The sequence below is a fragment of the Epilithonimonas sp. 33E genome (assembly GCF_059372615.1).
This window is the reverse complement of record NZ_CM182009.1, coordinates 1,126,922-1,143,241: the sequence shown is the minus strand read 5'-3', so window position 1 is coordinate 1,143,241 and position 16,320 is coordinate 1,126,922. Positions and strand designations below refer to the sequence as shown.

Sequence of the window (16,320 nt, the reverse complement as noted above, 5' to 3'; positions counted from 1 at the left end):
TAGATTACTTCAAAACAACACTAGAATTGACCAAAAGCCCATTGACCTTTGTTCTGTCTGTTGGGATTACCTTTATTTCATAAACTGCATCTCCCGGCTGATAATCCGGAAAAGCTGTTGTGATGTCCGCATATTTTGTCAATTGCTTGATGGAAACTATTTTACCTGAAAATTCTTGATTACCATAGGTAGATTTCATATTTACAATTGAATCTTTATGAAACTTGGACATTCCACTCTCAGGAATTGTGAAACGAAAGTATGTTGTTCCCGGTATATATCCATTGAATAATGCATATCCTGCGGTCGCTAACTCTCCTACATTCAAAGAAATAGTTTCAATTTCCATATCGTTTGTTGCAATGATATATCTTTCGGAATAGGCCACATTAGCTTCTTGCAATACTCCTTTTGCCTGATTTTCCTGTCCTATGGCCATTTCTATTTTCTCTACTCTGGTTCCCAATTCTACATCATGTAGCTCCGCATTCACGGCATCTAACTGAGCTTTTGCACCTTGATATTTTGCAAAAATTTCATCGTAATTTTGGGGTGACATCAGACTGTCTTTGAACATATTGGATGCTCTTTTATAAGATTTTTGTGCAAATTCATATTGTTCGGCCAGACCTTTTTGTTTGGCTCGTAACTGCCGAAGCTGATCTGCTGTGGCGCCGTTTTTTGCCAATTGCGCCTGAGCTTTGGCAGCAGCAGTAGCCCCTTTTGCCTGTGCAATTTTTGCAGAGACTTCCGGCACATCAAGCATTGCCAGTGTATCACCTGCCTTGACCGTCTGTCCCTCTTCTACATAGATTTTTAGAATACGACCACTGATTTTTGGAGCAAAGGAAATAATTTCTTTTTTTGTTTTTCCTTCGATAAGTTTATTAGGTTTCTCATTTTTACAAGCAACTAAAGAAAGTAGACTTGCTATAGCGATAGATTTTAAAGTATAAGTTTGCATTTTATGTCGAATGTTTGTTGTTAAAGTTTTTCAATTGATAGATTTTGTGTGGACTTCATTAGTTCTACAGCGGCTCTTCTCTGATTAAAAATAGCGGTCTGATATTCCAATTCTGCTGTTTCCATATCATTTTCAGCTTCTATCAGCTGACTGGATTTTATCAAGCCATATCTGAATTCTTTTTCGGCCTGGGTTAAGGCATTTCTGGCAATTTGCCTCGCTTTCTCTTTCAATTCTATTTGAGAAAATGCAATATTGTAGTTGGTCTGATTGTTTGCAAGATTTAGTTGCAATTTCTTCTTAGCATCCGATTTTTTACTTTCCAGGATTTCCTTTTCAATCTTTGCTTTTTCGATTTCGTGCTTTCCTTCATTCCCATCAAAAACATCCCATTTGAAGCCTATACCTGCCTGAAAAATTGGAAATAAATTCAGATTAGTCAGCTTATAGTCTAATGAAGATCCTGTGCCTGGTATTATTTCTTTGGAAGAAGAAATATTGGTATTGTAGAAGCCCAGATATGATAATGATGTGGAAGCCTGAACTTTTGGAATCCACCAGGTTTTTTCAGCTTTTATTTTAGCATCAATTGCTTTCATGCCATAATCTAAAGCTGTCAGCTCTACTCTGTTTTCTATATTTTGATTATCATCCAGATACTCAATTCTTTCCAGATATGGGTTAATAAGAGCAATTCTATCCCTATCAATTCCTGTCAAAATATGCATTTGTGTAATCAGTAATTCTTTTTTGCCTTCATATTCTACCATTTTAGAATCCAAAGTAGCCTGTGCCAATTCTATTTTTTTAAAATCATACGGCGTTATCAATCCGTAACCAAGTGCTTTTTCGGCAGTTTTTTTATTGATGTTCAATCTTTTTTTGCCCTGATCCAGTACATTTTTACTTTCTGCAATTAGTGCAAATTGATCATAAGCTTTCGAAATTTCGGTTATCACTTCATCTATATTTTTTGCCTTTAGGGCCTGACTGGCGTTATTTTTTTCAATCAAAGCCTGTTTTAGGTGTTTCACTTTTCCACCTGAGTATATCAAAATTTTGGCTTCGGCTTTGGCCGCTGCTTCAAAACCGGATAAGGTGAAATTATTGTTAAAGCTACCTTTTGGGATTGTTGCCCCTGGAAAAACAGGTTGGATTGCTGGCAGAGTAATTTCCGGAGAGGTAAGTCTTGCTGTTGCATTGACATACCCCGTTTTTCCAGAAAATTCAATTTTTGGAAGAAAAACATCTTTCAGTTTTTGCTGGTCCAGCAGATTGGATTTAGACTCTAAGTTTTGCTGTTCAATTACCGCATCTTTTGCCATTGCAGCACTTACCAGCTCTTGTAATGTTGGAGCAGATTGTGACTGTAAAACCAAAGGAAAACAAATGATTGAAAAAGAGACAATTTTCTTTAATGTTTTCATTTTATGTTCTGTTTGTTGGTGCAAATTTCCGAATGTAAGGCTTTGTTTCCTTTGACATTTATCAAAAAACGAAAATAACTTTTGCCTTATCTCTTAATTGAAAATTACAAAAAAGCTATAAAATAATTTTTACAGCTAACAATATAATTTCAAAAATCAGTGAAATTAATGATTGATAATTAGTGAAAAAACCCGGTAAATCGGCTTCTTTTGAATAGAATGAATCAATAAAAAAAGCCGCAATAATTGCGACTTTAAAATTTTATAGAAAAAGTAATTACAAAATCTTCGCAACCTCTACACAAAGCCAGTTCAACAATTCTTCATCTTCTTTTGTGAATGGATCTTTGGAGTGGCTATCAATATCAATCTGACCGATATTTTCTCCGTTTTTGAAGATTGGAACAACAATTTCTGCTTTGGTGTCAAGCGAACACGCTAAATAATTATCCTGAGCCCAAACATCAGGAACCACAAAAGTCTCGCCGGAAACTGCCACCTGCCCACAGATTCCTTTTCCAAAAGGTATAATCGTATGATCCGTTTCCGCTCCAACATAAGGACCGAGAATCAACTCATCCTTGTCCCCGTTCTTGAAATAAAATCCCGTCCAGTTATAATAAGAAATCTCTTTATCTAAAACCTGACAGATCTTCAGAAGTTTTGAATTTGTATCGTGTTCGGGACTTTCCAAAATGAACGAAAGTCTATTTCTAAGTTCTACCATTTTGTAATTATTATATGTTATAACCAGAAGTGTTATAATAAAGTTTAATTTAATCCTTCAAATGTCAATTCTTTGTAGCCAAACATGCCGCGCTCTTTTATGATTTCGGCAACACCTTTTGGTAATTCTTCTTCCCAACCCAGTTCGTGGGTAACAATTTTCTTGAGAATCTCGCGGGAATAGATTTCCAAGAACTTTGGGTTATGATTGGCAATATCCACAATTCTCTTATTAAGTTTGAAGTATTTATATAATTCTTTCAGATTATCATGAACCTTCAGATTTTCTGATGTCAGCAATTCACCGTTTTCAGGATTTTTATAAGGGTAAAGATAAACACGCATATCCTTTTTAAAGAACTTACCAAAGGCTTCCAAAATTCCTCCGGGAAGATTTTTATAATATTCCTCATCAAAAACATCCAGAAGATTATTAACGCCCATCGCAACACCAATATGCTGATTGGTAAAGGTTGAGAAATAATCTACCATTCTGTAATATTCGGAGAAATTGGAAATCATTACGGTATAGCCTAAAGTTCCCAGGATATCGACTCTATCCAGAAAATCTCTTTCATCAATATCACCAGCAGCTCTAAGGTTAGAAATCGTAATTTCAAATAAAATCTGTGTATTCTCGTGGTCACACGCATTATCCTGGTTGAACATCTCCAATCCGTGTTCAAACATATCGATATTAACTCTTGTAACCGGACGGAAACTTCCTCTTACTGCAAAAATATTTTTTTTGTAAAGAATATCTGCGGGCAACATATTATTACCTTCGGAATTGAAAATCACAGCATCAGTCATTCCCAGTTTTACCAGCTGAAGACTCATCAGACGGTTATCTACATATTGGAAAGCCGGCCCGCTGAAATCAATCATATCAATTTCTAATCGGTCGGTAGAAAGATCATCATAAAGAGATTCTATTAAAACGCGCGGATTATCAATATAGAAATAAGCACCATAAATCAGATTCACCCCAAGACTTCCCAATGTTTCCTGCTGAAGGGTTGCATTGGTTTCTTTAAATTTGACATGGATAACAATCTCGTTAAAATCTTCGTTCTCGTTATTCTGATATCGGATTCCTACCCAACCATGGCCTTTTGATGTTTTATCAAAATTAATGGTTGTAACCGTATTAGCATAGGAAAAGAATTTTTTGCCCGGATTTTTCTCTCTCGGGATTCTTTCTTCAATAAGTGCCATCTCGTAACGCAACATTTTTCTGAGACGGTTTTGCGTTACATACCGGTTTTTGGTTTCTTTACCATAAATAGCGTCAGAAAAGTCCTTATCGTAAGCAGACATTGCCTTTGCAATGGTTTGAGAGGCACCGCCGGCACGAAAAAAATGCCTTACAGTTTCTTGACCCGCTCCTATCTCCGCAAAAGTTCCGTAGATGGATGAATCTAAATTAATGGCTAATGCTTTCTGCTTAGGGGTAAGTTTTGGCTTTATCACGAAGAATTAGATTTATTTTGTAAATTTACCAAAATAACAGCAAAAACAAAAATGCTTTTAAAATTTTTAGGCACCGGTACTTCTCAAGGCATTCCTGTTATTGGCAGCCATCATCCGGTTTGCCTCTCCAAAGACCAAAAAGATAAACGTTTACGCACTTCTGCTCTTATCACTTCCGACTCTGGAAAGAAGATTTTGATTGATTGCGGACCAGATTTTCGCCAACAAATGTTGATGAATAACGAGGAGCAAATCGATGCGGTTTTGATAACACATGAGCATAACGATCACATTATCGGATTGGATGATCTGCGACCACTGATTTTTAAAAATAGATCATCAATGCCAATCTATTGTAATTCACGCGTTGCAACAGAAATCAAAGACCGTTTTCCTTATGCTTTTATTGAGCACAAATATCCTGGCGCACCAAGTTTTGATTTATTTGAAATCGAGAATAATTTTATTCTTTTTGACGAAGTTGAAGTTCAACCAATTGATATTATGCATTCTGAGATTAATATTCTGGGATTTAAATTCAAAAATCTGGCTTACATAACAGATGCGAGTAAAATTGATGATAAAGAAAAAGAAAAACTGAAAAATCTGGATTTTTTCATCATTAATTGTCTCAGAAAAAAAGATCCTCATCACTCGCATTTCATATTACCACAGGTTCTTGAACTGGTTGAAGAGCTGAAGCCAAAGAAAACTTACCTTATCCACATCAGTCATCATTTGGGTTTTCATGAAGAAGTCGAAAGTGAACTTCCTGATAATGTACATCTTGCTTATGACAGTCTGGAAATCGAATTTTAAATTTGAAAAAACTTTGAAAAAAATTTCTGAATCAATAATTTTTGACATATATTTGCACACCAATTTAAAGCAAGCCCAGGTGGCGGAATTGGTAGACGCGCTGGTCTCAAACACCAGTTCTTAGGAGTACCGGTTCGATCCCGGTCCTGGGTACAATTAAATAAAAACCTATCTGATTAATCAGATAGGTTTTTTTATTTTACTTCTAGCACCAATATGCACAAACAATTTTTGTTAATAAGCTTACTTTTTAATAAACCTGAATAATCTCATGATATTTGAAGAGGATTTTACTGTCAGAATATAGTTGCCTGAGTTATATTTTTCAACATTGATTTTCCCTGAATTTACAACTCCTGTTTCCAGGTTTCTACCTAAGAAATCTGTGATTGAATATTGATAGCTATCCGAGTCTTTGTCGTTTGCAATGTAAATATAATCTGAAGTTGGATTCGGATAAATGCTGATGTCCTTAGCTGTGCCTGCCAGATCATTTACATTTAAATTAGAAGAATTTGTTGCAAGCCAGATAGTCGCATTTAATAATAATGGTTTATGATCTCCATTGGCATCGCCCGTATAGCCATTGTATAAAGTGTCGCTAGGATCACCTGTTCCATCGTCCGGAACCGAACTGTCTCCTAGAGCACAAACCTTCCCAAGTCCGTAAGTAGCGGTTGCAAATAAAACATTCGTAGTTCCGGATGCAGAAGAGCCGGTTTTAAACATCAGGCCTTTTACAGATGGGTTTGCAACTTTATTAAGAGTCATTGTCGTCCCGTTGCTGAACTGGATCTGTGTCGGTGTTCCTGCGGGACCATGCAGAATGGGGTCTGTTGGAAGATTTGCAATATTGGTGCTCGTTTGTGAAATATTCTGCAAATCAAAAGTGATCCCGAAAGGGTTAGGTTTTACTGTATTATTACTTAGGATATCATTCCAAATTCCGGGAGAATCCCACCCGTCACCATTTCTATCACTTATATCGTGATCACTGATCATAAACAGCCCACCACCGTTGTTCACAAAATTAATCAAGGCATTGGCTTCAGCTGTTGTAAACTTCAGATTAGGTTCATCAATGATGTAAACTTTGTAATTGGACAAATCCTGCGCATTTGAAGAATCGCCATAAGTGATTTTACCATTATAAGGAAGCGTTTCTACAACATATCCTCTCTTTACCAAATCTATCGCCCAGGCACTTAAAGCACCAGTCCAATAGGTTTCCGTCGTATTAATAGTTATACCGCTTTGTGCCGGAGTCGGTAACCTTTGAGGATTAGAGTCCGATCCGCCTGTAGTAACAGTTCCATTAGAATTTGCTTTAAGGTTATGTGAATCCGCATCAATTACCCAATCTCCATTTCCCGCCATTTCCGCTTTTGTGGCATCAAATAAAATTTTAGTTTGTGCTTTTGAAAAAATAACAGCACCTAATAAAGTAAGAATAATTATTCTGTTCATAAATAGCAATTTATATTAAAAATGTATCAATTTTACAAGCGTGCAATATTGCAATCTAATTCTGTAGAAAAATTGAATTTTTTAATATCAAATAGAAATTATCGGAAAAGCTATATAATAGAATGGTGTACCTTTACAATTTTTTAGTCTTAAATTGCTACTTCAATCATTTAGATTTAATTTAAAATCAAGGCTTCTTGTTTATTCTGATCGGAAGCTTTATCCAAAAAGTACTTCCTTTTCCAATTTCACTTTCAACCCAAATCTGACCTTGATGCTGAGAAATAATCTGTCTACACAAATACAGGCCCAAACCTAATCCGGAAATATTGCTCGAGTTATGAATCTGGTAAAATCTTGAAAAAATATTTTCAAAATGGTCGGGATCAATACCTAATCCGTAGTCCTTAACACTTATCAGAATATTATCATCATCATTTTTCAGCGAGACTTCAATATTTTTGTTGTCATTTGAATACCGCACTGCATTAGTTAACAGATTAACGATTACCTGTTCGATTTTATATTTATCACCAAACAACATAACAGACTCCAGATCAGAATGTAAAGTAATGACGAAGCTCTCATTTGAATGTGAAATGAGTTCAATCGTATCCTCAAGTAAACTTTTGACATCAAATTCTTCAGGACGTAAGATCAATTTACCAGATTCTATTTTAGAAACATCCAGCAAATCGGATATCAGATGGTTAATTTTTTTTGATTGTGAAAGTGCTTTTTCTACAAAGACCTTCACTTTCTCATCACTAATATTTCTGGATAAGATCTGAAGATAGGCATCCATACTGGTCAATGGAGTTCTTAGCTCATGACTGGCTAATGCTATGAATTCATCTTTTCTTTTATTGAGATCCTTTAATCTGTCAAGCAATTCCGCCTTTTCTTTCTGTGCGTTATGACGTTCGCTAATATCGCGGGCAATTTTTGATGCGCCAATAATGTTGCCATTTTTATCAATTACGGGCGATACTGTAACAGAAATCGGAAATAATCGGTCATCTTTAGTTTTTCTGATGGTCTCAAAATGATCAACTCTTTTCCCGGCCTTTATCTGACCAATAATAAAATCTTCCTCATTCAACCGATCTGCGGGAATGATCAATGAAATATGCTTTCCTATTGCTTCATCCTGCAAGTAGCCAAACATTCTTTCGGCAGCGGTATTCCAGCTTGTTATAATCCCATCTAGTGATTTGCTGATAATAGCATCGTGACTAGACATCACTATGGCATTGAGTAATGCTTGCTTATTTTCCGATTTGTTAAATATATCCATAGTTTAATTTCTACATAACTTCATACATTATTGTTAATCACAGAATAATTGGATTTTAAATCTGTAATTACAAATAAAAGACTTTGAATTTAATTCTGATTAAAAAAATAGATAAAACAAAATAAAATTAGTTATTCGTCCAGTACAGCTTTATGATCCAAATCATAAACGACAAAAAAAATATATAAAAAATAATATTTAGTCATAAAAATTCAATAATATTTCACTTTTGGTTTGTATTTATCAAATCCGATAGTATATTTGCAGCAATATTTATGAATTTTACATTAGAAATCAATACGCCTGAACGAGGATCAAATCTTGGCTTTAAAACAATCTATTTTAATGCTTTCAAGATCAATATCATTGAAAGATATAAAGGCAAAGACCTGTCGAAATTTTATCACATTGTTATCAAACTCAGAACAATCGATAATGAGATTATAAAGACAAAAAGCGGAGCCGGAAGAATGATGATCGCAGAATCCGACTATCAAAACTATGGTCGGTTAGCAAAAATGTTAACTTCTTATGAGTACAGGAATAAGTTAATTGACAGAAAGAAAATCGATGATGAATTTGTCAACTTCATTCTTAGCAGAATGACCGGTAATTATCAACTTTAATTTGTTATTGAATTTTTTAAAGTGCATTAGCCTTCCTAAGATTCCAATAACCACGATGATGACCCTTATAACAGTTATAAAATTCTTAAAGGACTGCTCTGTTTTAGCTTGATATGGTTATTATCTGCTTTTTATTAATGATATTTTCTCAAAAGAGCGATTGTAGGTTTAAAATAAAAACATAATTTTAACCTTCAATTAAAGTCCGGTGCTAAAATTTTTTTTTGTTTTTTTTATATTATTTTTTACTGCTGCAAGTGGGAAACCTATTGATCTGGAGAAAAAACAGCTTCTCCAAAAAGCCGGCTATGAAATAACACTGATGCCGGATAAAGCTACAGAATCTCTGGACTATCTTGAAAAAAACTTCATACTCACAGATGACGAAAAAGAGAAATCCGATTATTTGAGAATCAAATCATTGTATTACCAAAATAATCTTACCGATGCTTTAAAAAAAATTTCCGCAAATAATAATGACCTGCCAATAAGCATCTTTATTCTTAAAAGAAGCATCCTAAATTATCTTAGCATCAGCACCAACGATGTATCTGCAACTAAAAAAACATCACAAAATAAAGACCTTGTATTTTCTGATGAAATCATTCTCCTTCTGACCAAACTTAATCAGAATAGAACAAACAACCTCAACAATAATTTGCTGGCTGTTCTGGAAAAGGCAAAGTCCAGTAATCTTATGATTCTTAGGGACGATATACTCAGTCTGTTTGATTATGTAGCTACTAACAAACTATCAGATCAATTTCTGATTGGTATAAGAAATCTATATAAAAATGATATAGAATTTGATATTGTGTACAGCCAATTTTTGCTCAATAATGACAATCTGGAAAAGGCAAAAAAAATTATCCTCAGCCTTCCCAAAGAGCAATTGGAACAATCATCGAATCCAAAAATCAAATATGAGTATTACGAGCTTTTGGCATCCTATTATTCCAAAATTGGAGATTCCAACAACTTTTCAGACTCTATTAATAAAAAGCAGGATTTGCTAAAAAAAATAGATCAGGCAAAATATTCGGCAAAGAATAAATGGTTCAACATCTCCGAAGAAAAAAACAATGATGATCTTGACCTCATGATAACCAAAAGGAAAAATATAATATTAACCATAATTATCATAGGATTAATAAGTGTAACTCTGATTTTATTAAGATTTTATCAAACTAACTTTCATATCAAAGAATATCAAAATTTCATTAATAAAATTAATGCCTTAAAAGATAAAAAGACACCACAAACACAAACAATACCGGAGAAAACGGAAAATCTATTATTGAAAAAACTCGATGACTTTGAAAATACCGATGATTGTATCAATCCTGATATTTCTTTACAAAGTCTCGCTAAAAAATTAGAGACCAATACAAAATATCTTTCCGAAGCTATCAATAACCATAAACAAAAAAACTTCAATGCCTATATTAACGAGCTTCGTATCAACTACATCATCGGCAAACTAAAAAACAAGCCAATATACAGAAGCTATAAAATAAAATACCTTGCAGAAGAAAGTGGTTTTTCTACTCACAGTGCGTTCGCAGCAGTGTTCAAATCCGTTACCGGAATGTCACCGGCCAATTACATCCAACTATTAAAACAGAAGGAATAATGAAAAGGATTATCTGTATAATAACGTTATTTCTAAGTTTTTTAGTAGCCGCAAGATCTTCTGATCCAAAAGATGATTTAAGTAAAGCTGAAAATCTGATGCTTCTAGATCCTGCAGCATCATGCAAGATTGCTGAAAAAATTTATAAGAATAAGGATCTGAATCATAAGCAGAAGCTTTTATGTCTTTTTATACTAACCAACACTTCCAATATTTTGCAAAAACCTCTGGATGTTATAAAATATGGCAATGAAGCTCTGGAAAATGCTGACAACAGCGGTGATAAAATCATCAAAATCAAAATACTGGGCATTGTTGGAAACACCTATCAGTCACTGCAGCTTAATGAAAAAACAAGAGTTTATCTGGATCAGGCAGAATCGCTTTTATCGTCAGCCAAAGCTTCGGATTCGCTTAATCTTGTAAAAGGAAATATCTATTACCTGAAAGGAATGAATTATTTTTACAGTCTGGACAGTGATATTGCATTATCATATTTCAACAAGGCTATTAATCAATATCTTTTATCGAAAAATTCTTTAGCTGAAATTAATATCAAACTAGCTTATCTCAACAAAGCTTATGCATTGATACAACAGAAGCAACTGCATCAGGCTGCAGAAAATCTGAAACTGGCAAGTGTTAACATCTATGAGACATCACGTCCTTATCCTCCACAGTTTGCAGAGCTTCAGGAAATATTTATTGAGCTGGGAAAAGCAAAAATCTTATCGCTTCAGAAAAAACCGGATTTGTCCAACGAAATTCTTTTCAGGATCTTGAACCTGCGAAAAAATCAGCCGGCAAGAGATGACATAGAGAATGAAATCTACCAACTTTTAGCCGATAATTATTTACAAAAATCTGACATCAAACAGTACAATTATTATAACACAATGTATAATAATCGTGTTAAGGAAAGTAATCGTGAAGCCGCAAAATTAGTCAATCAATTAATTCTTGAAGAAGACAAACGCAATGATTCCGAAAAAGAATCTATCGGGAAAAAATATGCCATCTGGATTTTGGTAACCTCAGTTTTTTTCTCCGGATTAATCATTTTTTTATTGATCGAAACCATTAGAAAAGAGCAAAAACGCAAGTTGTTGAAGAACGAGGCATTCAAAAACATATAAACCTATCAATCAATAGTTTAAATTAAAAAATCCACTGTCAAAATCATAAATTTTCTATAATAAAGCTATTCAATTTCTTGTTTTTACATTGATTAAGGGATATTTTCGTACTCATTAAATGTTAACTGAAATGAAGAAACTTTATTATCTGATCGCAGCATTCTTTGCTATAATTAATGCGGGTCTTAATGCTCAAAGTTGTAATACACTGAGCAGCTTTCCCTTCAAAGAAACTTTTGAAACAGACAGCCCAACGCGAGGCTGCTGGACACAACAGGTCATCGGCGGACACTATCCTAGTTATGATGGCTGGGCTTATAAAAAAGGTTCTGGCGGAGGTGTTGATTATAATATAGTAAATGCGCATTCCGGACAACTGAATGCCTGTGCTCAGATTGCAGCTAACTCTCCTGATGCAAAGGTCAGGTTAATCAGTCCTGTAATGGATGTTACAGCATTACAAACACCAACGGTTTCATTCTTTATGGGACAAGAAGCTTGGGGAATCTATCAGAATCTACTGAATGTTTATTATCGTGTTTCTCCTACCTCCGAATGGATAACGCTGAAGAATTATAATTTCAATGTTCCGGAATGGAAACAGCAGATTATTAATTTACCGGAAAAATCATCCCAACTGCAGATTTGTTTTGAAGCTGTAATGAAAACCGGAAGATCTAATGTTCTGGATGACATTGTTGTAGGAAATAGTGATAGTGTTGAAACTTACCCGTCAGCCTGTGCGCCTTCTACGCCGAGCAACAATTTTGAAACAGGAACTGGTGATCTGAAGCTTTTATATCTTGCTAATGACTTTAATGTTGCAGCGCATACTAACTTAACTGTAACCAGTATCATCCTGAACACAATTGACAAAGGTGGTATAGAATCTTTCGATATTTTCATTATGAAAGCTGGTCCTGACGGATTGCCATTAGACGCAGTAAAAGCCTATAACACGATCGTTCCTGATACGGTCACAGACTTGAATGAAAGAGAAGGATTTACGTTCAGAAAAAATACTTTCAATCTTCCCGAACCGCTTGTTATTACCGGCGGAGCTGTGGGTTCAAGATACTGGCTGGTTGTAAAAGCTGTAAATAAAGTCCCGGAAAATGCATCTTTTATAGAAGCGACTTCTATACGTAACAGCGGAAAAGAAACCTATTACAGCAATGACGGATCTATCTGGAGAGCTGTTAACAATGGTGTTGATGGTGTATTCACATTAGTTGGAAGCTGTATAGAAACCAATCCTACTGATAGCTATTGTACGCCTAGATTCAATTTCCTGATGCCAATTGATCAGGTAAAAATAGGAACAATCAACAATACTTCTACTGCTGAGGTAGGTTATGAAGATTTCTCTGTAATCAAAACGGATCTTGAAAGAGGGAAAACTTATCCAATCACGATCAATGCGCAAACTTATAATAGCTCATCCGCTCAAGCCCTAACAGCTTTTATAGACTGGAATCAAAATGGATTCTTGGGCGATGTGGGAGAAATTTATAATCTTGGAAAAGTTAATGCTTCAAATAGCAACACCATCACTTACCAATTGTCAATCCCTCTGACGGCCAACTTAGGAGATACAAAAGTGAGAATCATCTCAGAAGCTTTTAACTATCCAACTTATTCTTGTAGTGTTTTTGACCAGGGACAGGCTGAAGATTACACCTTCACAATTCTAAAAGAAACGCTTGCAGTAACTGAAACCGATAAAAAAATTAGTACAATTATTTTCCCGAATCCTGCCAAAGATATGGTTAATATCAAAAATGATAAAAGCCTTAAAAAAGCTGAAGTCATTGATATGAATGGTAGAAAAGTAATGGAATCTACATCGAAAACAATTGATGTTTCTAGGCTTACCACTGGCCAGTATGTTATCAAAATAACATTTGATGATGGTAAAACTGACACGCAGAAACTTATCAAACAATAACTTCATAAATTATTTTTTATCAGTGATGTCCTGGCTATCAAGTCAGGGCATCTCTTTAACTCAACTACTACAAAAAATGAAAAAACTTTATCTATTCGCGATGATGGCTTTTGCATCATCTTTATACTCACAAACTACTCCGCCTTATACTCAGGACTTTACAACATTTCCATTAACCGGCTGGTATCTGGGCTATACTTTTAATGCCAACGTTGGAAATGGACCAACTAACGCTTCAACCAATTATTGGCAACAGAAGCCCTTTATGGGAAATACTGCAGCTAATGACCAGTCATTATGTGTTAATATGTATACATCTAATATCTCTTATTGGGCTGTGACTAATGCTTTTGATCTATCTGCGGGTGATTATGAAATCAGCTTTGATTACGCAACAACCAACGGTCCTTTTATGACTAATCCTAATGGACCGGCACCACAGGTTGAAGGAGGAGACAAATTTAAGATTCTTGTTACGACAGATAATGGAGCAACCTGGCAAGAGCTGAGAAACTGGGATAATCCCAATATCACCATTTCTAATGAAAGAAATAAACTGACGATCGATGTTTCTGCTTACAAAAGCAACAATGTCAAGTTTGCATTTTACGCATCAGACGGCACGGTTTTTAACTCTCAGGCAAACTACCGAATCTTCGTAGATAATTTTAAAGTACAGTTAAAGTCATCTATGAATGTAACAGAATCCGGCAAATCCAATTTCACTGTATTTCCAAATCCAACTGCAGGAAAAATTTCGGTAAAATCAGAAAAAAATGTTAAATCATTGGAACTATACGAAATCAGCGGAAAAAGTCTGTCAACCTCAGCAACCAATGAATTAGATCTTTCCAAAGCTACAAAAGGTTCGTATATATTAAAAGCAACTTTCAGTGATAATACAACTGCTACAAAAAACGTAATCAAAAAATAAATGGATTTTCTTACAGATAATGGTTAAGTAAGATTTTTCATCATTTGTGTTTTTTAGAGCTTCCTTTAATAGGGAAGCTTTTTATTTGTCTTGATAAAAAATCAAAGCCTAAATCACTGGACTTAATAGAATTCTATTAAGTCTTCTCTTATTTAAAAAATAAAGCTGGAATGTTATCACATTCCAGCTTTTAAAAATTCAGTTTTAATTTTTATCAGATTATTTGATAATAACTCTTGTTACAAAGTTTGCTTTTGAATTTTCTGATTTTAATTTCAGCACATAAACACCTTGCTGAGCGCTTAAGAGAATCTTACTATCAGAGAAATTACCTCCTTTGATCAGTTTTCCTGTTGTGTCATACAATTCAAATTTTCCCGACTTTAAATTTGATATAAAAACTTCACCTTTTGAAGGATTTGGATATACGCTGATATTATTATTTTGCATTTCCGAAGCAGCCAATGTATCATCCTGAAGATTAATCTTATACAACTCAACACCTAGTGTGTCCGTATTATTAATTCTACCAGAAAAATAAAGCGTATCATTGTATATAACAAGAGCAGAAGCTGTGCCTATAGAAACTAACGCTTTTGTTCCGGCATCTGTCCCGTCACTTTCCCAAAGCTGTTTCACATTGCTTGCATTTGTAGCAAAAAAGTATAATTTATTTTTATACACTGTTAATTTTTCCGGGAAAGATCCTGTTGTTCCGGGTATGATATCTTTGAACATTTTAGTTCCTTGTTCAGTTCCGTCTGTCACCCATAGTTCTATGCCGCTTGTAAGCCCATCAGAAGCTGCAAAATAAACTTTTCCGTTATACTCTGTGAAACTTGTGGGATTAGAACCGGCAGTAGCATTGGAAACATTAATGTCTTTTACAATAGATGTTCCTGCTTCGGTTCCATCGGTCATCCAAGGCTCACCTCCGTTTCCGCCATTGGCATTAAAAAAAGTCTTACCTAACGCCGGGCTGTACAAAAAATACTGCGGATAAGAAGACGTGGAAGGATTAATTGTTTTAACAAGCGATGTAGAATTACCGTCAAAGCTAAAAAGCTGCGTTAAAAACGGGCTTGCAGCATTGGCTAGTTGCGCATTTGCAAGAACTTTATTCCCGATGAAACCAATTGTATTCACATTAAGATTATCGTCAGCAATAACAGATTGGCCGGAGCTGTCAAGATAATACAGCCTTTGGGTATTCGGCGTAACAGATGTATTAGTTGCTTTAAAATATAATGTATTGCCTACTTTTGTAAAATTGGTACTGAACTTAGAAACGGTAGATACAGTCTGGATACCATTGACATCATCGTAAGACAATAGCAATCCTGAAACATTAGTGCCATTCACAATATTGGTTCCACTGAAATAAATTTTATCATTAAATGTAAATAAACCACCTGGTGAAGTGGAAGAAGAACCAGGAATATTATCAGAAACCAGCTTGGTACCGGCTTCAGTTCCGTCACTCTCCCAAAGTTCAGTCCCAATGGAAGTACCATTGACACTAGAACTGGCAGAAAAATATAATTTTCCTTTGTAAAGTGTGAAATTTGAAGGTCCTGAACCCGTTGCTCCGGGATAGATGTCTTTTACCAAAGTGAAGGTAGTTTGTGCAGATAATAATCCGCTTAATAAAAAAGCCAAATAGTTAATTTTTCTCATACTGCTTTAATTAGTTAGTTATAATTGATTTAATATTCCAACACATTTTTTGGAATTGATCGCTTTGAAAGTTCTAAATTATAAATGCTGTACCTAAAATAACAGGACAACACTAGCGTAATTATGTAAACTTCCACGATTTCGATATTAAAAAAAACATCTATAACTCACTATTAATAAAACAGTTGCATCA

Annotated in this window: 13 protein-coding genes and 1 tRNA gene; 7 read left to right on the top strand and 7 right to left on the bottom strand. The window is 34.9% G+C overall.

Annotation, left to right across the window (positions count from 1 at the left end; all coding sequences use genetic code 11):
- Positions 1-4: 4 nt before the first annotated feature.
- The 4 genes from AC5P2S_RS05365 to AC5P2S_RS05350 form a co-directional block, all read right to left on the bottom strand.
- Entirely contained in the window at positions 5-964 is a 960-nt protein-coding gene (locus AC5P2S_RS05365) for an HlyD family secretion protein (protein ID WP_494556510.1), read from the bottom strand.
- A 20-nt stretch (positions 965-984) separates the two neighbouring features.
- Positions 985-2,391, bottom strand: coding sequence for a TolC family protein (locus AC5P2S_RS05360; RefSeq protein ID WP_494556509.1), 1,407 nt, complete (start codon positions 2,389-2,391; stop codon positions 985-987).
- A 277-nt stretch (positions 2,392-2,668) separates the two neighbouring features.
- Positions 2,669-3,118, bottom strand: coding sequence for a GAF domain-containing protein (locus AC5P2S_RS05355; RefSeq protein ID WP_494556508.1), 450 nt, complete (start codon positions 3,116-3,118; stop codon positions 2,669-2,671).
- Between the two features lie 44 nt (positions 3,119-3,162).
- Positions 3,163-4,587, bottom strand: coding sequence for a TonB-dependent receptor (locus tag AC5P2S_RS05350; RefSeq protein ID WP_283417631.1), 1,425 nt, complete (start codon positions 4,585-4,587; stop codon positions 3,163-3,165).
- 54 nt (positions 4,588-4,641) lie between these two features.
- Here AC5P2S_RS05350 and AC5P2S_RS05345 point away from each other — a divergent pair, with 54 nt between their 5' ends.
- Together AC5P2S_RS05345 and AC5P2S_RS05340 are read left to right on the top strand one after the other, a co-directional pair.
- Entirely contained in the window at positions 4,642-5,409 is a 768-nt protein-coding gene (locus tag AC5P2S_RS05345; RefSeq protein WP_494556507.1) for an MBL fold metallo-hydrolase, read from the top strand.
- A gap of 73 nt (positions 5,410-5,482) precedes the next feature.
- Positions 5,483-5,562 (top strand) — tRNA-Leu (locus AC5P2S_RS05340).
- 90 nt (positions 5,563-5,652) lie between these two features.
- On the opposite strand, the gene AC5P2S_RS05335 is transcribed toward AC5P2S_RS05340, so the two are convergent.
- A complete protein-coding gene (locus AC5P2S_RS05335; protein WP_494556506.1) occupies positions 5,653-6,876 on the bottom strand; it encodes a T9SS type A sorting domain-containing protein in 1,224 nt (407 codons plus the stop codon).
- Between the two features lie 187 nt (positions 6,877-7,063).
- On the bottom strand, positions 7,064-8,173 hold the full coding sequence (locus AC5P2S_RS05330) for a PAS domain-containing sensor histidine kinase (RefSeq protein ID WP_494556505.1): 1,110 nt from the start codon (positions 8,171-8,173) through the stop codon (positions 7,064-7,066).
- Positions 8,174-8,448: 275 nt separating this feature from the next.
- Here AC5P2S_RS05330 and AC5P2S_RS05325 point away from each other — a divergent pair, with 275 nt between their 5' ends.
- From AC5P2S_RS05325 to AC5P2S_RS05305, 5 genes are all read left to right on the top strand, one after another.
- Positions 8,449-8,799: a prevent-host-death protein gene (locus tag AC5P2S_RS05325; protein ID WP_283417559.1), complete on the top strand. Its 351-nt coding sequence runs from the start codon at positions 8,449-8,451 to the stop codon at positions 8,797-8,799.
- 208 nt (positions 8,800-9,007) lie between these two features.
- Positions 9,008-10,432 (top strand): helix-turn-helix domain-containing protein, encoded by a 1,425-nt coding sequence (locus AC5P2S_RS05320; protein ID WP_494556504.1) that lies wholly within the window; start codon positions 9,008-9,010, stop codon positions 10,430-10,432.
- A complete protein-coding gene (locus AC5P2S_RS05315) occupies positions 10,432-11,568 on the top strand; it encodes a hypothetical protein (protein WP_494556503.1) in 1,137 nt (378 codons plus the stop codon). Before AC5P2S_RS05320 ends, AC5P2S_RS05315 begins: the two co-directional genes overlap by 1 nt.
- A 130-nt stretch (positions 11,569-11,698) precedes the next feature.
- Positions 11,699-13,516, top strand: a complete 1,818-nt coding sequence (locus AC5P2S_RS05310) for a T9SS type A sorting domain-containing protein (protein ID WP_494556502.1) — start codon at positions 11,699-11,701, stop codon at positions 13,514-13,516.
- Positions 13,517-13,592: 76 nt separating this feature from the next.
- A complete protein-coding gene (locus tag AC5P2S_RS05305) occupies positions 13,593-14,450 on the top strand; it encodes a T9SS type A sorting domain-containing protein (RefSeq protein ID WP_494556501.1) in 858 nt (285 codons plus the stop codon).
- A gap of 219 nt (positions 14,451-14,669) precedes the next feature.
- Here the strand turns inward: AC5P2S_RS05305 and AC5P2S_RS05300 are convergent, their stop codons facing one another.
- Positions 14,670-16,127 carry an ELWxxDGT repeat protein gene (locus AC5P2S_RS05300; RefSeq protein WP_494556500.1) on the bottom strand — a complete coding sequence of 486 codons (1,458 nt, stop codon included), beginning with the start codon at positions 16,125-16,127 and terminating at the stop codon, positions 14,670-14,672.
- Positions 16,128-16,320 lie beyond the last annotated feature (193 nt).